This window comes from Paenibacillus sp. MER 99-2 (genome assembly GCF_023714095.1).
Classification (GTDB): Bacteria; Bacillota; Bacilli; order Paenibacillales; family Paenibacillaceae; genus Paenibacillus.
The window spans coordinates 1-21,610 of the sequence record NZ_JAMAUZ010000009.1; the positions used below are offsets into that span (position 1 = coordinate 1).

General features: G+C 45.4%; 19 protein-coding genes. 2 read left to right on the plus strand and 17 right to left on the minus strand.

Annotation, left to right across the window (positions count from 1 at the left end):
• Window positions 1-499 precede the first annotated feature (499 nt).
• Window positions 500-1,381: a nucleotidyltransferase-like protein gene (locus M3636_RS24695; protein WP_251384338.1), complete on the minus strand. Its 882-nt coding sequence runs from the start codon at window positions 1,379-1,381 to the stop codon at window positions 500-502.
• Between the two features lie 122 nt (window positions 1,382-1,503).
• Here M3636_RS24695 and M3636_RS24700 point away from each other — a divergent pair, with 122 nt between their 5' ends.
• Window positions 1,504-1,875 carry a DUF2614 family zinc ribbon-containing protein gene (locus tag M3636_RS24700; protein WP_128103538.1) on the plus strand — a complete coding sequence of 124 codons (372 nt, stop codon included), beginning with the start codon at window positions 1,504-1,506 and terminating at the stop codon, window positions 1,873-1,875.
• Between the two features lie 215 nt (window positions 1,876-2,090).
• On the opposite strand, the gene M3636_RS24705 is transcribed toward M3636_RS24700, so the two are convergent.
• From M3636_RS24705 to uptA, 15 genes are all read right to left on the minus strand, one after another.
• Window positions 2,091-3,842: a glycosyl hydrolase family 18 protein gene (locus tag M3636_RS24705; protein ID WP_483311543.1), complete on the minus strand. Its 1,752-nt coding sequence runs from the start codon at window positions 3,840-3,842 to the stop codon at window positions 2,091-2,093.
• A 108-nt stretch (window positions 3,843-3,950) separates the two neighbouring features.
• Window positions 3,951-4,373 (minus strand): peroxide-responsive transcriptional repressor PerR, encoded by a 423-nt coding sequence (perR, locus tag M3636_RS24710; RefSeq protein WP_056693464.1) that lies wholly within the window; start codon window positions 4,371-4,373, stop codon window positions 3,951-3,953.
• A gap of 170 nt (window positions 4,374-4,543) precedes the next feature.
• Window positions 4,544-5,947, minus strand: a complete 1,404-nt coding sequence (locus tag M3636_RS24715; protein ID WP_251384340.1) for a DUF4097 family beta strand repeat-containing protein — start codon at window positions 5,945-5,947, stop codon at window positions 4,544-4,546.
• A 26-nt stretch (window positions 5,948-5,973) separates the two neighbouring features.
• Entirely contained in the window at window positions 5,974-6,540 is a 567-nt protein-coding gene (locus M3636_RS24720; protein ID WP_128103540.1) for a hypothetical protein, read from the minus strand.
• Window positions 6,541-6,687: 147 nt separating this feature from the next.
• A complete protein-coding gene (locus M3636_RS24725) occupies window positions 6,688-7,398 on the minus strand; it encodes an MgtC/SapB family protein (RefSeq protein WP_128103541.1) in 711 nt (236 codons plus the stop codon).
• A 99-nt stretch (window positions 7,399-7,497) separates the two neighbouring features.
• Window positions 7,498-7,926 carry a GNAT family N-acetyltransferase gene (locus tag M3636_RS24730; protein WP_186323562.1) on the minus strand — a complete coding sequence of 143 codons (429 nt, stop codon included), beginning with the start codon at window positions 7,924-7,926 and terminating at the stop codon, window positions 7,498-7,500.
• 218 nt (window positions 7,927-8,144) lie between these two features.
• Window positions 8,145-9,584, minus strand: a complete 1,440-nt coding sequence (gene gatB / locus M3636_RS24735) for an Asp-tRNA(Asn)/Glu-tRNA(Gln) amidotransferase subunit GatB (protein WP_251384342.1) — start codon at window positions 9,582-9,584, stop codon at window positions 8,145-8,147.
• 26 nt (window positions 9,585-9,610) lie between these two features.
• Window positions 9,611-11,068 carry an Asp-tRNA(Asn)/Glu-tRNA(Gln) amidotransferase subunit GatA gene (gene gatA, locus M3636_RS24740; RefSeq protein WP_128103544.1) on the minus strand — a complete coding sequence of 486 codons (1,458 nt, stop codon included), beginning with the start codon at window positions 11,066-11,068 and terminating at the stop codon, window positions 9,611-9,613.
• 27 nt (window positions 11,069-11,095) lie between these two features.
• Window positions 11,096-11,383 (minus strand): Asp-tRNA(Asn)/Glu-tRNA(Gln) amidotransferase subunit GatC, encoded by a 288-nt coding sequence (gatC, locus tag M3636_RS24745; RefSeq protein WP_128103545.1) that lies wholly within the window; start codon window positions 11,381-11,383, stop codon window positions 11,096-11,098.
• Between the two features lie 276 nt (window positions 11,384-11,659).
• Entirely contained in the window at window positions 11,660-15,823 is a 4,164-nt protein-coding gene (locus tag M3636_RS24750) for an S-layer homology domain-containing protein (RefSeq protein ID WP_251384343.1), read from the minus strand.
• 223 nt (window positions 15,824-16,046) lie between these two features.
• A complete protein-coding gene (locus M3636_RS24755; RefSeq protein ID WP_056693448.1) occupies window positions 16,047-16,430 on the minus strand; it encodes a hypothetical protein in 384 nt (127 codons plus the stop codon).
• Window positions 16,431-16,929: 499 nt separating this feature from the next.
• Window positions 16,930-17,190, minus strand: coding sequence for a hypothetical protein (locus M3636_RS24760; protein WP_128103547.1), 261 nt, complete (start codon window positions 17,188-17,190; stop codon window positions 16,930-16,932).
• A gap of 293 nt (window positions 17,191-17,483) precedes the next feature.
• On the minus strand, window positions 17,484-18,116 hold the full coding sequence (locus M3636_RS24765; RefSeq protein ID WP_251384344.1) for an MBL fold metallo-hydrolase: 633 nt from the start codon (window positions 18,114-18,116) through the stop codon (window positions 17,484-17,486).
• A gap of 6 nt (window positions 18,117-18,122) precedes the next feature.
• A complete protein-coding gene (locus M3636_RS24770; RefSeq protein ID WP_128103548.1) occupies window positions 18,123-18,692 on the minus strand; it encodes a thioredoxin family protein in 570 nt (189 codons plus the stop codon).
• Complete coding sequence (gene uptA, locus M3636_RS24775) at window positions 18,692-19,309, minus strand: undecaprenyl phosphate transporter UptA (protein WP_128103549.1); 618 nt, start codon at window positions 19,307-19,309, stop codon at window positions 18,692-18,694. Before uptA ends, M3636_RS24770 begins: the two co-directional genes overlap by 1 nt.
• Window positions 19,310-19,469: 160 nt before the next feature.
• On the opposite strand from uptA, the gene M3636_RS24780 reads away from it, so the two are divergent.
• Window positions 19,470-19,817, plus strand: coding sequence for a dehydrogenase (locus tag M3636_RS24780; protein WP_082560313.1), 348 nt, complete (start codon window positions 19,470-19,472; stop codon window positions 19,815-19,817).
• Window positions 19,818-19,910: 93 nt separating this feature from the next.
• On the opposite strand, the gene M3636_RS24785 is transcribed toward M3636_RS24780, so the two are convergent.
• Window positions 19,911-21,368, minus strand: a complete 1,458-nt coding sequence (locus tag M3636_RS24785; protein WP_353056314.1) for an O-antigen ligase family protein — start codon at window positions 21,366-21,368, stop codon at window positions 19,911-19,913.
• Window positions 21,369-21,610 lie beyond the last annotated feature (242 nt).

A 21,610-nucleotide genomic window follows, 5' to 3' on the forward strand; every position in this document is an offset into this window, starting at 1 on the left:
CAGCGTTCGTCCTGAGCCAGGATCAAACTCTCCAATAAAGTATTGAAAAGAGCGATTAGCTCATTTTGAATCTGACGAGATTAAAAATCTCATTTGTGCTTCGAAATCATCCAGTCCGAAGACATGTGCCAATTTCTTAGCGTCGATCTTGCAAGCAAGATCGTTACTCACTCGTTGTTCAGTTTTCAAAGATCAAACTTGAATCATGTTACTCATTTTTGTGTCAACTACGTTTTCAGCGGCGACTTTTATAATGTAACACATTTCAGTTATTTTCGTCAAGAACTTTTTTTATTTCTTTTTTTGAAGCGTTTTGTTCTCGATGTTCTCCAGCAGAATTTGACTGTTTGTTACAACATTCTGCGTTTGAGGAACGAAATATAATGTATCATAAATCATAATTAAGAGTCAACATTTTTTTATAAATTATTAAACAAACAAAAAAGGAAGGTTTCCCCTCCTCTTTTTACACAGTTAAACTGTAGAGTGCAGCAGTCATTTAACTCTCGATCCAGTAGCGGATCTCGCGCCCTTCTCCCCCGATCAAGGAAGGCCAGCCAGGTGATTCCTTCACTAATGAACGGAAAACCAGCTTACGCAGGACAAGTGGAAGATCTTTGGCTACAAACCTTAATTGAGGATGATGAACAAGTTCGTCCATACTCCAAGGTTCTTTCCGGCTACCAAGCACACGTAGTAGCAATCCCGAGCTTTCACTCATTTTAGACATGACAGAAAACTCGCAAGCTAGTAGAACAAGCTCCACACGTTGCTCCAGTGTCTCTGAGCTGACGGTAAGCTCCTGATATAGCTTCCATAATGCCCGATCCAAGCTCTGTACATGTGTCCAAACAGCATGATCCGGGTATATTCCCTGTTCGATTAATACGATTCTAGCCCAGTTCCCTAGAGCCTCAAGTACATTGTAATATGCATCCACCACATGCCCTTCCTGAATGTAGCGTTTCGACTCCACATACATTCTAAGAAAGCTAGCAAATTCATGCAGAAGCTTCTGCTCTCTCAATTCTTGGCTAAACGTAGACAGCTCATCTCGCAGGGCACTTATGGCACCGTCAACTTCCCAGATGATCTCTCCTTCTATAAGGCATTGCATCATGTTGTCATTGTCACCAGTGATCACACTGCTTCGCAGCTCGTGTCGACTTGCATACATGATCTGATAACGCAGATCACCATATTTATAGTGCCCTACCTTAGATGCAACCTCATCTGATTCACATATAATAAGTACAAGCAATTCGAAATCCTGAATCAGGGAGCCGTGGAATCGCTCTCCTGGGTGGGAATAAGCGATAGCCCCAACTGCTCCCGTCTCTTCCGACTGTCCGGATAAAAAGGCTAGGTTCTTTAATTCCACGAGTCCCTCCATACAATTCATGGCAGATATGCGCCAAGTCAGTTATAATATAATTCTACAAGCAGGCTGAAGTTTCCTTCTTTTCCAGGTACGATACTACTCATACGTTAGGAGCATTTTTCATGATTTTTAAATCAGCTAAAATTAATGCTTTTCGCACTTGGGGACTGTTGCTCACCATGCTAGGTATGGGTCTAATGGTCCTGGGTACGGCCGGAATTGTATTCTGGGGACATGCTGGCAAGGTATTTGCTGCTGTAGGACTCGTTATTGGGCTAGTTGCTATGCTAGCTAGTTTGGCGATCTACTTTTGGGCAGGGATGCTGTCAACGAGCGCTGTGCAAGTTGATTGTCCAGAGTGCGGCAAGTTAACCAAAATGCTAGGTAAGACGGATCGTTGCATGTTCTGTCATACCATCCTCACCCTAGATCCCACACAGGCCAATACAATTGCCCCACAACTGAAAGCGCCTTCTCCTTCGAGTACAGACTAGGAATTAAACAGACGAGAAAGATAAACTCAACTCCTTAGATACCCCTCATTCGCGACCGTTGTTAGTGCCCACAAGATTTCAATAACAAAAAGACCCGGAATAATCACTCCGGGCCTTTTTGAATTCAACAATGGGATTAACGAAACGAAGATTATAATCTTATTGCGTTGTTCATTAGGTTCTTAATTGTGTACCGATGATAAATTAAAATAAGTTCATTTGCCATAACCAGCTTGTTTCAATACTTCCCATGCAGAGGCGTTTGCAAAACTGCGATTCCACGCAGCAACGCCGCCCAGTTCCAGCGAATCAATCAGATCTACACGTGCCTGGAGCGACACAGCGTCTTCTATCCATATTTTCTTCGTTGCGCCATCTTCCTCATATTCCACATAGTTCTGTCCACTGGCTTGATCCAGCACAGGCTTTAATTTCTTTTCCTTAATCAGATCTGTAACAGTATTCATACCTACTGCCTTCGAAGAAACCTTGACTTCTCCCTGTTCATTCTTCTCTTCAGTCCATATCCGTGTGTATAACGGCACAGCCATAATTAGTTTATTGGCAGGCACTTCGTCTTCTTCTAAAATACGACGCATAGATGCCTCTGTCCATGGCAGTGATGCTACTGATCCCGCCTTTGGACTTGCAGCCCAGTGTTCATCATAAGCCATCACAACAATATAGTCTGCGAAAGCACCTAACGAACGACGATCTAGAAAAGCCGACCACATCTCACTGTTGGATTTTGGTGTCACATCAACAGAGAGCATCAAACCATGAATACGTGCCATCGCTTTAATTTCACGCACAAATTGAGTTATGTTAGGACCGTCATCCGTATAGACATTCTCAAAATCAATATTGATCCCATCTAGCTGATAGGTCTGCGCATATGTCAACATCTGCTCAATAATATGTGTCCGTGTCTCATACGATGCCATTGCTTCCTTCGTAATATCCGGATCAAAACTATTGTCCATCAGTCCCCATACTTCCATACCAGAGCGGTGAGCCCAGTTCACATAGCTTTTGTCTGCTTTGCTTCTCAGGCTGCCTTGGCCATCTGTAATGTGGAACCAGGTTGGACTAACTACATTCACTCCTGGCAACTTGCCAATGGACGCAATATCTGGTTGCCGATTATACACGGCCTCCCAAACCAAGTTTACAGGCTTACTCTGCCACTTCTTCTCGGCTTCGGTAAGTGTGAACTGGGGCTTGTCCAGCTCCTTTTGCTCAGTGAGGGTGATATTTTTATTGTCCATGTAACCGGCATACCCATTGTCGAGCTGTACAAAACTTTGTTCATCCCCCGTCTGCCATACCCGTACCCGGTCGTCTTGCAGCATATCCGCAATAATAGGAGAACGTTCTTCCCCTTGCTTGTAGAGTGGAACCGTCTTATCTGCTTTGGTTGAGCCGGTATTCACTGTGGCATATTGAATCGTATCTCCCCCGCGCATGAGTAGAACTGCACCGGTTGTTGAATCTTCTTGTATCGCTATGCCATAGACTTCCTTCAGAGGTTTAAGCGGAATGTAAGCTTCATCCCCCACTATCTCCGGCTCTACCGACATCGGAAAGTCTTTATGATTCAATTCTGCTTGTGTACTACCTACCTTCATATGCAGCACTCGTTGAGGCGAAGCAATAATAATATCACCTGTAGCCGCTTCATAACGAATGCCTGGATCAATTACGTCCTGCAAAACGCTGACAGGTAACTTGAGTTCGTTGCCTGTACCTGAAGCCTGCCCCTCCATACGCTGTCCTTCTACAAAAATAGGTTGCTTCATCCCAATCCAATCGGGTTCCTCATAGGTTGGATTAAGCCATACACTCGTAATGAGCCAGTACGCAGCGCCCGCAACGATACAAGCCCCAAGTAAACCAGGCCAGAACGAGCGACGTTTCTGTCGTGTATATCTGTTTTTTCTACTCAACAGTCTACCTCCGTTATTCATGCTGAATCTTAGTCACTATGCATACATAACATCATCTAATCGCCTTAAAAACAAAAAACGTGAAGAATTCAACCGAATTCCGCACGTTAATATTGTAATTCAACTCTCTTAAGTCCTGCAACTTTTACATACACCGTACACTTCCAGTCGATGACCATGTACTTCAAATCCAGTACTTGTCTCCGCCTGCAGCTCCACGCTTTTTAAAGAAGGATAGCTGAAATCTTCGATCTTGCCGCATTGATCACATATCACATGATAATGATCCGTGACATTGGCATCGAAGCGACTTGAGTTGTCTCCGTATGTTAATTCCCGAACCATGCCGGCTTCCAAAAACATCTTCAAATTGTTATATACAGTCGCCACGCTCATACTGGGAAATTGGGGTTCAAGCGCACGGTAAATTTCATCGGCTGTTGGATGCCCCATAGATTCCATCAGATAATTCAATATGGCATGACGCTGGGGTGTAATACGGACACCGGTCGTTTTCAGATGCTCCAACGCATGTTGGACACGTGTTGCCATAAAACCCACCGCCTTACCTTTCGTTCTCTGAAGGGAGATCACATTACCATGTAACGTCATTCAGAGTTTGATCTTAGGCAGGAACAACGGCCAACCGTCTATCCTACCGTGTCACCTTACCTTATGATAGTTATTGTACGGCGACTACAAGTTTGTTGTCAACGCGGCAGTCACGGAACTTCCGGTGGATTGTCCTGGGAATTTTGTTCATTCTCATTCACCTGTTCCACGTCATCCCCTGTGTTATCTACATCTTGTGCATCTACACTGGGTGTCATGACTTCAGGATTCTCATTAATCGTTAGATCGCTGTTTCCTTCAACTTTGACCGTATATTCCCCTTCGCCTAATTGACCTTCAATCGTTTTGTTCCGCACTGTAAACGGCAAATCTGTTACTAGGTCGCCATAGCTGCTGGAACCATTCAATTTATAGTCACCTAAATTTGGTATCAATATATTAATTGCGCCGACCGCACTGTACACTTCCCAATCGCCGCCTATCTTGGTCGAAGTAATACTAATGCTTCCATTTAACGATTGAGCTCTGATTCCCAGATTCGCATTGTCTAGGGTGATATTTCCGTTCCTAGTCTCCGCCGTAAACTCACCAACAGAATCGGTAATACTGATGCTGCCAACTTGTGTGGTTAGATCCACATCTCCAGATATCCCGCGGGCTTTCATATCTCCACGATTACTGTCCAAATCAACATTGCCGATTGCATTAGCTATAATCACATCACCATTAAGCGTTTTACCAGAAATATCGCCAACCGCATTCGTAATTCGAATACGCCCGTTTCCCGTCTCAGCCAAAATCGTGCTAATCGCTTCAGGACGATTTAATAAGATCGCTCCATTGGATGTACGAATATCCAGATTGAAACGACGGTCGTCAGGGACAGTAATGGTCATATTCATACGTGGCTGTGTTTTTTCATTTTCTCCATAAGTCTTGCCCGTAGCTCTGACATAAATAACCTTCGTGCCTTCTGTCTCAACAAAAGAAGCATCTGCTACAGCTTTAGCCTGTACCTCTGAAGCATTGTCCACCCAGACAACCGTACGAACTTCAATTTCGTCAGTGTCTCCGCGCTGAACGGCAATATCTCCATTCACGCCCTGAACGACTATATCCGACGTCTCCATCTCTACTGGCACACGTATGGTTCCTTTATCTTGCATGTATCCAGCAGCTTGGCTATAGTCCATTGATGCAGCTCCGAGATTAAGACTCACCCTGTTCCATAAATGCATGTAGTGATCCTGCTCTGTCACAATAAACACAGAAGCGGTAAGCACAAGAGAGGCCAGAATGCCTTTTGCATCAGGTCTAAAACGCATTTTCACCTTCTCGCCCTTTACTTCCTCGTTTAAGGTCTTTCTCTTGCGAAGATACCAAAGAAATAATAGGATGCACTCAAAACCAAATGCAATGAGCAGCAATGGCCACCAATCCACGATTTCATAGAAGTAGTCGGTTCCCCACTGCTTATCCATTATCAATAAAATACCAACTGTTATGATTAAGGAGGCAGCCGTATAGCGACCCACTCGGATTTTACGGTTCATCGTTTCCCCTCCTAAAATAACGTCATCTATACTTTCGTTTTACGCAGCATAACCCATATTTCACGACCGAATAAAATTAGGCCACCTATAATTAATAAAACTGCAAACACATATCCCCCATACAGCGCCAAAATCTCTTGGAACCAACGAGGCTTACGGAAGAAAAGTACCATAAGTGCTCCTCCTACAATGAGCAACAATCCAAATGATACCCCTCTCTCCCAGACCATAAGCGCCTCTCCTGCAGCACGCTCATTCGTTTCAGGCTTGTCCGAACCCCCAAGCACACTTACTCTACGCCTGCGCATCATAACCCAGTCTGCAGATTGTAAGACATCATACACATTGTAGAAATAAATAATCGGGATGAACAAAGCCAGAAGGATCAACAGTGGTACATTAATCTGTATGCCAATCGACGAGAAATACAAAAGCGCCGACAAGTCCAGTAGAATGAGCAGCATAAACGTAAGACCTCTCATATACAGGCGCAAATAGATATGCCCCATGCCAGGAATAATCGCACTTAATAACCCCGCGAGGAATTTATGTGTTCGATTCCGAACGGGTTTGGGTTGCTTCTTGCTTACCATGACATGCCCCTTTCCTCAAAAAATGATGCTCACGTTCTCGTGCATTTGGTTAGATAGTACCCTAAAGCGACAGAAGAGTAACTGGAAGAAAAATGGATACAAGCAAAAACCCTCCGCCACTACTGGCCTGGGGAGGGTTCAATTCATTTATTCTACAGATACCTTGGTAATATGCTCTCGTTGTCTCAATTTGGATACAAGCTGTACTGTACTATAATCATGCGGTACATGGACATGCAGTACAACTTCAATTTTACGCTCGACTGAGATTACTTCAGCAAAAGCCAAATCTTGTTCATTTACTGTAATTTTGCGTATTTTGATCTTCTCATGTTCCAAAAAGGCAGAGATCTGCTCCAGAAAGCCGGGTTCAGATAACGTATGAAGTGTGACGACATGAAGCTTGTTGCCCCGAATGTACCTTAACTCCAACTTGTTAAACACCCAAAGATTAAGCAGAACTAAAACTGTGGATACGATCGATGCAAAAAAGAATCCTGCGCCTGCGGCAAGCCCAATGGCTGCAACCACCCAGATTGATGCTGCAGTCGTTAAACCAGTGATTGATTTTCCGGTAAAAAGAATCGTACCCGCTCCTAGAAATCCGACACCCGTAATAACCGCCGTCGCTAGACGCGCCGGATCGATCCGTACATTTAATTCATTTGCAAAATCTTTAAATCCATAAACAGATAACATCATAATTAGTGCAGAGCCAAGACATACCAAGATATGCGTACGCAAACCAGCCGCATGATTCGAACGTTCTCGTTCTAATCCTACAAGCCCTCCCAATAACATCGCAAGTAATAACCTTAACAAAATATGCCACTCATCAATAAACCAAGGATTACCCAAAGCCGGTGTTCCCCCTCCAAGTTGTTAACAGCTTTAATCGTTAATATCTAATATTTATTCCCTAATTAATGTTTCATACCTAGGGTGGCTGAGATGAGACTATCTCTTATGAAACGTCGTTAGCTCCACGCCAGGTGCAATTTGGACAGTCTCTACGGGGTTGAAGCCGAATTTAGTGTACAGATTCACTGCGGGCTGGTTCAAAGTACCTGTAGACACGATATATCGAGGCACATGGGGATACTGCTCAAACACATGAGACATTAATGTAGCAGCGATTCCTTGACGAAAATGATCCGGATGCACCATCATTCGTGTGATCGTCAACGTATCTTCCTCTTCTTTAGCAACTGCGACAGCTCCGAGAAGCTCACCATCAGCATCTATGCAACCATAAAACGTCTCCCCACAGTTCTGGAGTGTCTCGATCGTATCCATCAGAGGAGGAATCTCTTGAAATCCGATGATTTCAGCTTCTAAGCGATATGCCACATGCTGAAGCCGCCAAAGCTGGCTCACGGTCTCCATATCGTCCAGTGCCAATGCTTGGATATGCACTTTTCTTCATCTCCCTCCTGCGTAATCTAAGTAAACCCTTGTGAATAAGGTGTCCAGCTGTAAAAAACATGTACATGGATACTCCATAGATAGAACATGCTTCTATCGTCGTTATCCTTAGTATATTTTTTACAAAAAAGAGGCTGTCACAGGGACGAGCCTCTTTCGATCCGGTCTCACCGGCTGGATTAGCGGTTCAGTACGTCTGTCAGTAGTTTATTGGCTAAGCCTGGATTGGCTTTCCCCTTACTTTCTTTCATAACCTGACCAACCAAGAAACCGATGGCTTTTTGTTTACCAGCCTTGTAATCCTCAACGGATTGAGGGTTGTTTGCAACAACCTGCTCAACAATCGTAAGAATAGCTCCCTCGTCACTAATTTGGACAAGACCTTTCTCTTCTACGATTTGTTGTGGAAGTTTGCCACTTTCCAGCATTTCTTTGAATACTGTTTTGGCAATCTTGCTGCTAATTGTGCCCTTCTCAAGCAGTCCAATCATCTCACCAAGACCTTGTCCTGTCAGTGGAACCTGAGACAACTCTAAGTTACTGGTGTTCAAGTGAGCGAGCAATTCACCCATGATCCAGTTGGATACCGTTTTGGCATCTTGTGTGTATTTCAAGCTATCTTCAAAAAGATCTGCAATCGCTTTGGATGAAGTAATGACCTCAGCATCATAACTTGGCAGCCCATAATCCGCAGTATAGCGAGCTTTACGCTGGTCTGGAAGCTCAGGAATTGAAGCTCTAATCCGCTCTTTCCAAGCATCATCAATATGCAGGTTAACTAGATCTGGATCTGGGAAATAACGATAGTCATGCGCTTGTTCTTTGCCACGCATCGTTAGTGTTTTGCCTTGAGCCTCGTCCCAACGACGAGTCTCTTGCACCACTTCACCGCCATCATCCAGGATCTCAGCTTGACGGAATTGTTCATATTCCAAACCACGCTGAACACCACGGAAGGAGTTCATGTTTTTGAGCTCAGCCCGTGTACCCAGCTTCTCTTGTCCATGTAGACGCAAACTGATGTTGGCATCACAACGAAGCGAACCTTCTTCCATCTTCACGTCAGACACTTCACAGTACTGCATAATTGCACGCAGCTTCTCAAGATAAGCACGAGCTTCTTCAGGTGAAGAAATCTCTGGTTCAGAGACAATCTCGACAAGCGGTGTTCCTACACGGTTGAAGTCCACCAATGACGCATAGCCGCCATCAACGTGAGTCAGCTTACCTGCATCTTCCTCCAAATGGAGACGTGTAATGCCGATCCGTTTCGTTTCACCATTCACTTCGATATCAATCCAACCGTTCTCACCAATAGGCTGATCAAATTGGGAGATCTGGTACGCTTTTGGAGAATCCGGGTAGAAGTAGTTTTTACGGTCAAATTTACTGACATCAGCAATCGTACAGTTCAGAGCCATTGCCGCTTTCATCGCGTAATCAACTGCTTGACGATTCAATACCGGCAATACACCTGGGTGTCCGAGACAGACAGGGCAAGTATGCGTATTAGGCGGTGCTCCAAAGGCTGTGGAGCAACCGCAGAAAATTTTGGAGTTCGTGTGCAACTCGACGTGGACCTCAAGTCCAACGACCGTTTCATATTTAGATGCGGACATTTCTATATTCCTCCGTTCCGGGCAGTCTACAGCTGCGGACGCTGCTTGTGGAATTCCGTATTTTGTTCAAACGCATGCGCTACACGCAGTACGGTTGTTTCATCAAAGGCTTTACCAATAATCTGCAACCCAACAGGAAGTCCATCTGAGAAGCCACATGGAATGCTAACTGCAGGTACACCAGCAAGACTGACCGGAATCGTCAGAATATCATTAAGGTACATTGTCAGTGGATCGTCCACTTGAGAACCTAGTTTGAACGCGGTTGTTGGAGCAGTTGGTCCGATAATCACATCATATTTAGCAAATACATTGTCGAAATCTTGCTTGATCAATGTACGTACTTTCTGTGCTTTCAGGTAATAAGCATCATAGTATCCGGAGCTAAGCGCATACGTACCCAGCATGATGCGTCGTTTCACCTCTGGTCCAAAGCCCTGACTACGGGACTGATGATACAGATCGAGCAGATTTTCAGGATTCTCTGCACGCACACCATAACGAACACCATCAAACCGAGCAAGGTTCGATGAAGCTTCGGAGGAAGAGAGCAAGTAATAGGTAGCAACTGCATATTCGGTATGCGGGAGTGATACTTCTTCCCAAGTTGCTCCAAGTCCTTCCAATACCTTGAGTGCCTCCATAACCTTATCTTTAACCGCTGGATCAACACCTTCACCGATGTATTCCTTCGGAACAGCAATGCGAAGACCTTTGACATCACCAGTAAGACCGCTCAAATAATCAGGAATGTCGACTTTGGCAGATGTCGAATCTTTGGCATCATAACCAGCAATAGCTTGCAGAACATAAGCAGAATCTTCGACATTTTTGGTCAATGGGCCGATCTGATCCAATGACGATGCAAAAGCTACCAGACCAAATCGAGATACTAAGCCATACGTTGGCTTCAGACCGACTACACCGCAATACGAAGCCGGCTGTCTAATTGAACCACCTGTATCTGATCCAAGGGTGAAATATGCCTCGCCGGCTGCAACAGCTGCTGCCGACCCACCGCTCGATCCACCAGGTACACGATCCAGTGCCCATGGATTACGAACAGGATAGAAGCTTGAATTTTCATTTGATCCGCCCATAGCGAATTCATCCATGTTCAATTTACCGATCGTCACAGTATCTGCCGCTCTAAGTTTCTCCACAACCGTTGCATCATACACCGGGTCGAAATTACTCAGAAATTGGCTAGCACATGTCGTACGCAATCCGTTCGTAACGATATTGTCCTTGATCCCTACTGGCAATCCAAAGAGCAGACCTTTCTCCTCTCCACTAACGAGACGGTCATCCAGCTGACGTGCACGGGTACGAGCGCGTTCCTCATCCAATGCCAAATATGCCCTTACCTTATCTTCACGTACACCAATGTTCTCATATGCCTGATTCACGAGATCGCTGACCGACAATTCCTTGGCGTGCAGCTTGTTATGTATCTCCGGCAACGATTGTTCAAATAAACTCACGATGTTCGTCCTCCTTCCGGTTATCGGTTATTCCATTACAGCAGGCACTTTGAATTGGCCTTCTTCTTCATCCGGTGCATTGTGCATGACCTGTTCGATTGACAAACTTTCTTTTGTCTCATCTTCACGCATCACGTTGCTTACGTGCAGAACGTGACTGGTAGGTGCAATATCGTCTGTGTTCAGCTCATTCAGCTTCTCTGCATATTTTAAAATCGCGTTCAACTGTCCTGTCAGCATCTGCTCTTCATCCGAGGTCAGATTGAGCCTAGCCAGCTTGGCCACATGCTGAACGTCATTGTTTGAAATACTCATTTTCGGATGGCCTCCTTCATTTCGTTCAACTTCCCGAAACCGCCTAAAACGAATCGCTCGTTTAACGGGCTAAAGTCCCAAGATAACTTTTTTTATTATAGGGGAGATAGTTCGACAATTCAATGCAAATGACCTGTTCTCCATACTATCCAATATTCGTTCTTGTTCATAACTGCCAAAAAGGCAGCGCTAAACGCACTGCCCTTGGTTACCAACCTGTTTAGAATTAATACTAGTGCGTGTTCAAAAAAAGGTTGGACTTTTGGAATTACCTTATTAAATAAGACCTGATTGCTGCAACAGCCGTCGAACAAGCACAGCTGTCTCTGCCCGAGTAATCATAGATTTCGGAGAAATGTTCTCGTTACTTCGACCAGATACAACTCCAGATTGTAGACTGATGTCCACCGCTTCTTTGGCCCAATCGGACACTTGATTCATATCGGTAAACCGTGAAAAATCTTGGCTTGCATTTATATCCAGCTTACGATCCAAGCCAGTGATTTTCATCGTCCGATGAATTATCATCATCGCTTCCTCACGAGTGATATCCTGTGCAGGATGGAACCCACCGTCTGTGTAACCATCGATAAGACCATAATCAGCCGCAGCGCTAATTACACCTGCATACCAATCACTTGGACTCACATCGCTAAACTGGTCATTAGCTGTATTGCTTGGCAGCCCCAACGCTCTTACCAGAACAGCCGTGAATTCAGCACGTGTAATACGCTCATCTGGGTTAAATATTGTATCCGTTACTCCACGAATAACCATACGTGAGCCCATATCGTTTACTTCTGCTTCTGCCCAGTGTCCCGCAACATCCGTGAAAGTTCGTGGATTCCAGACCAGACCATATACACTATTGGTCAAACTATTGATCTTCGCATAGTTCACACCGTTAATATTCGAAATCTTGGTTGGTACATGACGTATGCTGCCATCCTTCTCAACAACTACTCCTGTCGTCACCTGCATGGAATCGATCTCACTAGTTAGTTTTATTGCTCGTTCCACATACTCGTTAAATTGGTCTACACTCACAGATTTACCCTCATATGTGGCCGTGATATTGAATTCCAACAGCGAACCAATCAAGCTAAAGCCGTTTACACGTCCTGCTTCCTCCACTTCGGATACGCTATCTGCTGAAGCAGGGGAAATTTGCAAATGAAGAATCATATCCTCAAGATGGTTATCCACGCCAAGTTGTTGGGCTAGCATACTAATATCCACCAAACGCGAAGGCAAGGAATACGTAGCCGCATCTGTCTGTAGCACAAATACAGCTTCTTGATCTGCCATGAACTTCACTAATCTTCCAGTCAGTTCACCGTTAACCTGGTCTTTATCGCCGCTTTGCACAGGAAGGGTCACTATGGCTCCCTTGCCTTCTGCCTGCAATTTTTGCATAACAGCTTGCTCATCAACGGTCAAAGTCAACACATTCTGCCCATTCAATTGAGTTTTGCTCAAGGTTCCAACTGTTTCCGGCTTTCCATTTACTAAGATCGTGACACCCGAGTTGGTTGCACCCTCACCAGAAGATGATGCTCCTCCGCCAGATGGTGATGCACCTGTCGCTGCGTTTCCAGAACCTCCAGAATTGCTACCACTACCCGGAGTCGTACCACTTCCTCCATCGGATGATCCGCCAGAACCTCCAGATCCACCGGAGCCTCCAGATCCACCATTATTCGAAGCAGTCCACTTCGCGTACAAGATAACGTTAGATTTTCCTACGAGCAGAATATCCCCTGCACCATAGTTATGTCCACTACCATCGGCAGCCGTATTCCATCCTGCAAAAGTATGTCCTGTCTTCACTAGATTGCCTGTGTTACCCAAAATGGTCACCTGCGATTGTGACTTATACATCTGGTCATCTAAAGGTACACTTCCTGATATAGCCCCGTTACTGTCATACCGAATTTGATAGCTCTTAGATGGAACATAAGACATCACTGTTGATTTGGGTGCACTAATTCCTTCTCTAAACGCAAGGTAAAGGGCTCCATCTTTGTTAATCGCCAGTCTGGTATCCATTGCAATTCCTTCTGAGACTCCAGCTCCCCCTAACGCTTCCCAACCGTTAACCTCGCTATACTTCATAACCGTTGCTTTGTTCATATTGGCAAAGTCCATAAACGTTACATACGGATTTCCTTCTTGATCAAGCACCATTGAAAAATAATTGGCTTGGTGCTCTGAAAAATTAGGCTCTCCAACATTTTTCCATATGCCCGAATCATCAAATTTCATTACGGTTGGTTTAAGTCCACCTCGTGGATCTGTATAGCCTGCGTACACCGTTTCGTTCTGATCCACTGCGAGCGCAATTTCAGCTACATCCGTATGAGAAAATGCACGTTCACCAACCAACGACCATGAATCATCGGCTTCGTTGTATTTCGTTACGGATAATTTGAAGCCTGCATTAGTATCACTGTATGCAGCATACAGAGTACCGTTTGGACTTATAGATAGTGTTCCGCCCGCCGCGGCTGCCAGGTCGTAGCCCGGGTTACCGATGTACTCCCATTGATCCGATTCGTCATTATATTTCATCACCTTAAGATCATAACCCGTATTAGGTGCAACATAAGGCACACCATTTAGATCGAGTTTCAAATCAAGAGTCCTTAAACTATTCTGAGTGAAACCCGGTGATCCAACAACCTCCCAGCCATCATGCTCCGTGTACTTCATGACGGTGGCACTGCCAATACGATTGCCATCACTATAAGCAACATATATTGTTCCATTCTGGTCAATTGCTATTTTGTTTTTGGATGTAAAACTCTGAGTAAAGCCTGGTTCGCCTACTGCAATCCATCCGTTATCTTTGGTATATTTCATTACAGTCGCTCTATAGTCTTTAGCACTATCCGAATATATAACATATGGCGTACCATTCCCATCAACGGTAATATCCTGGTCTGAAGCTATTGCTTCTGAGAAGCCTGCTTGACCAAGAATATTCCATTTATCCTCCTCCAGATCCGGGTTATCTGTACCCCCAGAAGAAGACGGTGTCCAAATCGCATATAGTGTTACGTTGGAAGAACCCATGATTAACGGATCGCCAGCCTCATAGCTCGTTCCACTTCCATCACTTGCTGTATTCCAGCCAGTAAATGTATATCCCGCTTTTTCCAAAGCGCCTGTGTTGTCTTGAACAGTTACACCTGCTTGTTCATGGTATTGCTGATTATCGATGGGTGCACTGCCTGTCTGAGCTCCATTTCCATCGTAAGTGATGGTGTACAGGGGTTTAGATCCAAAACGCATCACGGTTGCTTTGGATTGCTCAGATGTATCCTGATAAACCACATAGGGTTTGCCATATTGAGGATCTAGTGCAAGTGCAGGCGTAGCTACCACATCTGCTGAGAAACCAGCTTGTCCTACATACTGCCAACCATTTTGGCTATAACTCATAACGGTTACTTTATGACCGTTTGCACCATCCTTAAAGGCAACATAAGTTACACCCATCTGATCTACTACAATTGACGGTGAAGCAATGGAACCTGGAGAGAACCCCGATTCACCAACGGTTTCCCAGCTTTCTGTCTCACTCTTGAATCTCATTACTGTCAATTTAGATGTATCGTCACTAAATGCGATATATGGCCTACCTGAAGAATTCAGTGCAAGCGATGGTGAAGAAGTATATCCTGGTGAGATGCCCGCTTGTCCTACCAATTCCCAAGTATCAGCGCTATATCTCATAACCGTCGTATTGGAGGAACTATCCTGAAAAGCTACATATGGTGTTCCTGCTTGATCAAGCACCAATGACACAGAGCTATTCACGTCTGGGGAGAAATCGGCTGTTCCGACCAAATCCCATCTCATCAAATCGCTGTTATATGCCATTACTGATGCCTTTCCACTAACACCGTCTTTAAAAGCAACATAAGGATTGCCCGCCTGATCCAGCGCAAGCGAAGGATAGTTCGCACTATTTGGTGTAAAACCAGCTTGTCCTACCGGTTCCCACCCATCATCGACCACATTATATCTCATAACTGTTGCTTTACCATCCGCATTATTATCCTGAAATCCGATATACGGAGTACCTTGTTGATCTAGTACAAGCGTAATTCCAATTGCTGAACCGCTCGATAAACCTCTCTCACCAACAAGCTGCCAGCCATCGGAGACACTATACTTCATCACCGTAGCTTTGAAACTGTCACCTAAATCCGTATAAGCCACATATGTATTACCTGATTGATCCATCGCCAGCTTGGGAGCAGAAGCTTCTCCTTCAGAAAAACCAGCATTCCCGAGCGATGTCCATTCTTCATCAACAGAAGCATATGCCTGGTCTGCAACCCATGTCGGAAAGATTGGAACGCCTCCCAAAATGACTACACAAGCCAACAACATCATAATGAATTTCTTACCATTCTGATGAATCCTTCTCATATTCATATCTTCCTCTCTCACCTACGTAAGATTGATAGGGATTACCCTTCTTCAACGGAAGATATTCTATCAAATATCTCTGAACCGATTCTGAACATTATATAAATAGATATCAATTTATTGATGAGTCCGATCTATATCAAGTTCTGCTTAAAGTAGCTAAAGATTTATCAAATTGATCATTATATTAGAAAATAAAAAAGAGTCGGCATCAGCCGACTCTCTAAATCCATGCTCGCAGATTAACCTGCTTTATAAAATCCGCCTGTGACATCACTTCGTCCGCGGTTTCCTCTTCCTCTTCCACAGCTTGAAAATCTCCGTTCATCAGATGATGAAACAGCTTCTCATTGTGTGTCGCAAGGGCGTAATCTATCAACGCTTCTCGCTCGACCCGCTCAGCTTCTTGCTTCAGCAGAACCTCTTCCAGATCAACGTCACCGGCTGGAACAAAAAAGTTCCGGTTCATTTGCGGCACTCGAAGCACGTAATCGAACGCATTGTCCGGATTCCGGTCATAAGCGATGATGAATCCATATTCCCCCACAGGAAGATTCTGCTCAAACGCATCCGCGACGATGACAACCTTCTCTCCTAAACGTAGCATCGTCTAACCTCCTGGTAGTCTAACTTTTAATTATTTGTATAGTCTACTAGAAAAGAATAGCGATGTCTAGGAATACTAGAATTATACAACATATTTGTGCAAAATCTTTTTGGAAGGTCATTCCTTAAACGATTGTTGCCGTGTTCTGCCCATTATCGCAAGGCTCAATTGATCCAGTGACCAGAGTCCACATGATAAAACTTTATTGTTTTGACTACACAACTTACATACAAACTAAATGAAAAGTGATTATAGCATGAACAGGTTAATTAAGAGTAGTGTATTCCATACCTCATTCATTTCCAGCAGTAAGTCAAGCAATCGTATCGAATCCCCTGGCTACAAGCATCTGAGCTTGAAAATCCAACTCCATCAACTATTCTTCAATTCTTACTTAATCGACCACGTTAGACTCAAAGAGAAGCAAAATGACATTGTCTAACCGCAATTCACCTCAAAAAACTCCATTAAAATTTAAACCTGACAATTTCCCGGGCAATCAGACTGGATTCCTGTAATCTTGCAACTTGTCAAACCACGGTTGGTTATGCGCTTTGTTTCTTAACACATGGCTTATCCATATATTCTGCTCAGACTTCAACTCTTCATTATTCACGCTAGGATTATGTATTAAATCTTGTTCGGTTCCTACTTCTCTTTTTCCACTTTCTATTATACGACAGCTCTCTTCAATGACCGGATACTTGAAACTTTGTGCCATTGGAATAACTCTTGTTTTCTCCACTTCTAGATTCCTCACTCTCATGATCTCCTATTTGCTATCTTCATCATCATTCTAAACAATCTCTACTTCCTAATTTCTACTGAATTGCAGTGATAAAATGTCTATAAACAAAAAAAGAACGCAAACCGGGTATAGACCACAGTCTGCGTGCTTCGCAAGGTTGGGTATTTCTGATTAACGCTTCAGTTAGATGATGCTGTACAGCTTGTAACAACTAATTGCTATTCTAATGAAAAAAATGTCACTTGTCCAGACTTTCTTCTCATCAAAATGACAGATTGTTATCATTCGCCCATAAGCTTGTCGAATTACCTTGCGGATACGTAAGGATTATTCTGCTTCTCATATCCGATGGTTGTTTTTGGTCCATGACCAGGGTGCACTCTAACTTCATCGCCAAAGGTGTACAGCTTATTCTGGATCGAATCGATCAGATCGCGTTCACGTCCACCTGTTAGATCGGTTCTTCCTACACCCATACGGAATAGAACATCTCCAGCAAATAGATCTTCACCACACAACAAGCTCACACTACCAGGTGAATGACCTGGAGTATGGAATACGTTGAATGTATGACCGATAAAGTTCAGTTTCTGTCCCTCGTCCATCGCATATTCGGCAGGATCTGTCGAAAGCGGCGGTGTTGCTTGTGGCCAGTTCATCGACCCATTTAACTTCGGAGATGACAACCATTCGCTCTCCAAATCGTGCAAGTAAACAGGACAACCCTTCAATTTGCGGATTTCGTCTACACCACCCATATGATCAAAATGAGCATGCGTCAACAAAATTGCTTCAATCTCCAGATCCTGAATCGCCTTCACCAGTGCACTCGGGTTCATTCCTGGGTCGATGATGACTGCTTTGCCCGGATCCTCCCCCTGCACAAGATAAGCGTTGGTCTGTAGCGGGCCGAGTGTAAACGTACGAATCTTCAACATATCGAATCAATAACCCGAAATCAGTTCACGCAGCTCGCTAACGATAACTGCATGTGATTCCGTCCCTTCCCCATAACGTTTAGCCATTTCCTGACGTGCCACAGCGATATTATCCTGATAATCTGCCGCTTCACGATCTGGATTGAGACGTTTGAACTCAACCATGACTTCTTGTACATGCTGTGGACGTGGTCCCCACTGACCAAGCACATGACCACCTGTGTCTGCAAAAATAACGATCGGCACAGAGCGTCCACCCATAGTCAAGAATTCATCCATTACTTCCGGGTGATTCTCCATAATAAGCACTTCTGTCGGTATACCAGAGATTTCTAGAGCCTGAAACACAACTGGGATATTACGTACAACATCGCCACACCAGTCAGCAGCAAGAATCAGAACACGCAGATCGTCACGGAAGTTAAGGCTTTCGAAAAACTCACGATCCTCTTCGCTAGCCCAAGTAAAGCTATCATAGTTGGCCTGAAATTCACTTTGGTTCTTGGTCATACTCTCAATAAATTCTTTCGGAGGCAGACCTTTACCGAATTTGTGAGATAAGTTAGGTTTACTCATTACTCAACACTTCCCTTCTTTTTACGAGCATTCATCCATTTAATTAGTACATAAATAATCATAAGTGCCAGTGCTACAAGCAAAATCGGCATAATGTACGGTGCCGCTTTCTCATCAATATGTTCCCATTGATCTCCAAGAATCATCCCTAAATATATAAACAAAGCACTCCAAGGTATAACAGCGAGGGTAGTAAGCAAGATGAATTTTCCTGTATGCATTTTCGTGATGCCAGCCGGAATAGAGATTGCATGCCTTACCACCGGAACAAACCGCGCCGTGAAAATGACACCTGTACCATACCTGCGGAACCACTCTTCGGAATGGTCAATATGTTTTTTCTGGATGAGTATGTATTTCCCGTAGCGTTCAAGTACAGGTCTGCCACCATAACGACCGATCCAGTAAATAAATAGCTGTGCGATCACACCGCCCACTGTACCGAAAATCATAGCACCGAAAAAGTTGATGTTTCCCTGTGATACGAGAAAACCTCCATACGCCAGCACAATTTCACTCGGAATGACCTCAAGCATTAATCCAAGCATGATTCCAAAGTATCCAAGACTTTGAATCCAATCGAACAATTGGCTGACTATATTATGAATAGCGTCCATCTCAACCCTCTTTCTTCATCCTGATTAGCAGTGCCCGTTCGCACGATGGATGTTCGTCCTTATTTTATCACAGGGCTGTAGACGTTGCTACATTGCCCGGCTGGGATTGTGTCCTGTAAGAGGAACTCCGCATATGGTATCGGAAGAGGAGCGTGATGAGATGTCAAGCAAAACCACACCCGGCACTCCCCCGGTAAAACATAACATGCCTGGTCAGAAGCTGCCCTCGGCAAGAGGCATTCGGCGAGCTTGTAGCAAGGAGCTATATCGTACAGCCAAACGACTTAAATTGTATGTTTCCCCGGAGCTGATGAAACAAGCAGAAGAGCTATATTACGGTAAAGTGATTGGCAATCTGCTCTGGATCGGGGAAAATCGTGATAATCGCAAAAAACTGTGTGATTGGTGGAACGCAGATGTAAGCTCAGAGCTTGCTGCATTATGGAGCGTAGAGCTAGAGCCTCTTCAGCGTGCATTTCAACAGGCGTTTGGTGGTTATCGTCTATAGAGAAGTGGAAGCAAGAGAGCGGGAGCAGCTTCTTTTCTACTGCCCTCTCTCTGCTCCTCTCTCATCCATGGTTAGGTGAACCTGTGTACATCGTTAACGATCGATACTGAAATCTTTAGAGGAATAAGTATTGGCAGCTATTGTAGCTATTGTGCGCAGGCTTGCTTCATACGCGGTCACCTCTGGATGAAACACGAAGTGGCGGTCATTACGATCATTATTTATCGCCACCTCTTCAACCAACTGCCTATAATGTTCAACAATATGCACTCCAGCCGCAGCAGTGTGCCTGGCTTGATCGAGTTGTCCTGCCTTCAACTCTCGCCGCGCGATCTGCTCCATCCAATATAAAGCCTCGGAATGAAGCATTGAATCATACCGATTCAATGCAATCGCCTCATTAAAGTAATGTATGGCTTGTTCGCTCTTAAGCGATTGGGCTTCAAGTCTTCCTACTTCAAAATACATTCTGGGATCGGATTGGACATGGGACAAGCTCTGTCGCAGCATCTTCTCTCCATCAACCGCAGGAAGTATTCGAGCTAGCGAAATAGCGATATCCGGACGGTATGGATTCGCTCGGTAGGCCTGAATAAGTATCGATGTTTCTTCCTCTGATAGATTCGGTGATTGTACAACTTGACGATAATGCATCTCCGCTGCAACCTGCTGCCCAGCAAGCCAAGCTGTTCCGCCAATCCAACAGAACGCAGTGAGTAGAATCAAACCGGATCTAGTCCATATATCCACCACTTGATACTTATGTACACTAGCCCCTATTTCATACCTGCATTCCGAGAGTGCCTTTTGCGAATAAGCTTCCTCATGTGTCGATCTCCGCCATTCACGCTGCCCTGAAGGAATTGGATTAGTGCTAAAATCGAACAGTGAAACAACAGGACTATGTTCCAAGTTACTGCCTTTGGCACGGTGCACAGATGGCTGTGCTTCCAGCGTTCGTTGCAAATTAAATCGCAAGGCATATGCCCAGCCACCAAGCCAGATAAACATCATCCACAGCAGCGTGAAGCTCCAGTCAAAGTCGATTGCACCATGAATAGCAAAAACCAGGATGCAAGGAATCAGGTGAGTGGCATTTTGCCATGCGATGCGTAGTGTAGAGATAAACCACAACGCAACGAGCACTAGTCCGATTATGCCAGTATCCAGAGCAAGATCAAGGATGCCGCTGTGAACCTCGCCGCCGACATACGGCGAGGATTGTATGGCGCGATACATGCCGCGCCAGGTCTCTCCCCCGTGGCCAAGCCATGCGGCCTCGGTCCACAGCTTCAGGGCGTCCTGCCACATCCGTAGGCGGGACAGCCCTGTGCCGACACCTGCCGTGAGACGCTCGGCGGTGGAGGTCACGGCCAGCGCGGCTGCGGCAACTGCCGCCAGCGCCGTGGCCGTTATGGCGGCTGCGCGCGAACCCGCGCGGCCGTGCCATAACCGGCACAGCAGCAGCGTGCCGAGCAGCGCAGCTGCCCATGCCCCGGCCAGTGCCAGCAGGCCGGGCACAGGTGCAGGCGCCAGTTGGGCAGCAGCCAACTGGCGATATAGCCACGCCGCGCTCGCCAGAGGCGCGGCCGTGGCCAGCAGCAGCGGCAGGCGGTATGCGCGCCGCTGTAGGGCGAAGGCGCAACCGGCCGCGCAGCCGGTTGCGAGCCAGGCGCCGCGCGACTCGCTCAGCAGGAGCGCGGCGATCGCGGGCATCAGCGGCGCCGCAGCCGCGATGAGCTGCGCGGCGCGCGGCGGATGCACGGCTGGCAACGGCCGCACGCCTTGCTGTG

Bases quoted from the DNA above. Each gene is read 5' to 3' on its own strand.
- M3636_RS24705 (WP_483311543.1), bottom strand. From the start codon at position 3,842: ATGAATAACGGAGGTAGACTGTTGAGTAGAAAAAACAGATATACACGA.
- gatC (WP_128103545.1), bottom strand. From the start codon at position 11,383: ATGAGTATTTCAAACAATGACGTTCAGCATGTGGCCAAGCTGGCTAGG.
- uptA (WP_128103549.1), bottom strand. From the start codon at position 19,309: ATGGACGCTATTCATAATATAGTCAGCCAATTGTTCGATTGGATTCAA.
- M3636_RS24780 (WP_082560313.1), top strand. From the start codon at position 19,470: ATGTCAAGCAAAACCACACCCGGCACTCCCCCGGTAAAACATAACATG.
- gatB (WP_251384342.1), bottom strand. From the start codon at position 9,584: ATGTCCGCATCTAAATATGAAACGGTCGTTGGACTTGAGGTCCACGTC.
- M3636_RS24750 (WP_251384343.1), bottom strand. From the start codon at position 15,823: ATGAGAAGGATTCATCAGAATGGTAAGAAATTCATTATGATGTTGTTG.
- M3636_RS24715 (WP_251384340.1), bottom strand. From the start codon at position 5,947: ATGAACCGTAAAATCCGAGTGGGTCGCTATACGGCTGCCTCCTTAATC.
- M3636_RS24755 (WP_056693448.1), bottom strand. From the start codon at position 16,430: ATGCTACGTTTAGGAGAGAAGGTTGTCATCGTCGCGGATGCGTTTGAG.
- M3636_RS24700 (WP_128103538.1), top strand. From the start codon at position 1,504: ATGATTTTTAAATCAGCTAAAATTAATGCTTTTCGCACTTGGGGACTG.
- M3636_RS24720 (WP_128103540.1), bottom strand. From the start codon at position 6,540: ATGGTAAGCAAGAAGCAACCCAAACCCGTTCGGAATCGAACACATAAA.
- M3636_RS24765 (WP_251384344.1), bottom strand. From the start codon at position 18,116: ATGTTGAAGATTCGTACGTTTACACTCGGCCCGCTACAGACCAACGCT.
- M3636_RS24730 (WP_186323562.1), bottom strand. From the start codon at position 7,926: ATGGAGACCGTGAGCCAGCTTTGGCGGCTTCAGCATGTGGCATATCGC.
- M3636_RS24770 (WP_128103548.1), bottom strand. From the start codon at position 18,692: ATGAGTAAACCTAACTTATCTCACAAATTCGGTAAAGGTCTGCCTCCG.
- perR (WP_056693464.1), bottom strand. From the start codon at position 4,373: ATGGCAACACGTGTCCAACATGCGTTGGAGCATCTGAAAACGACCGGT.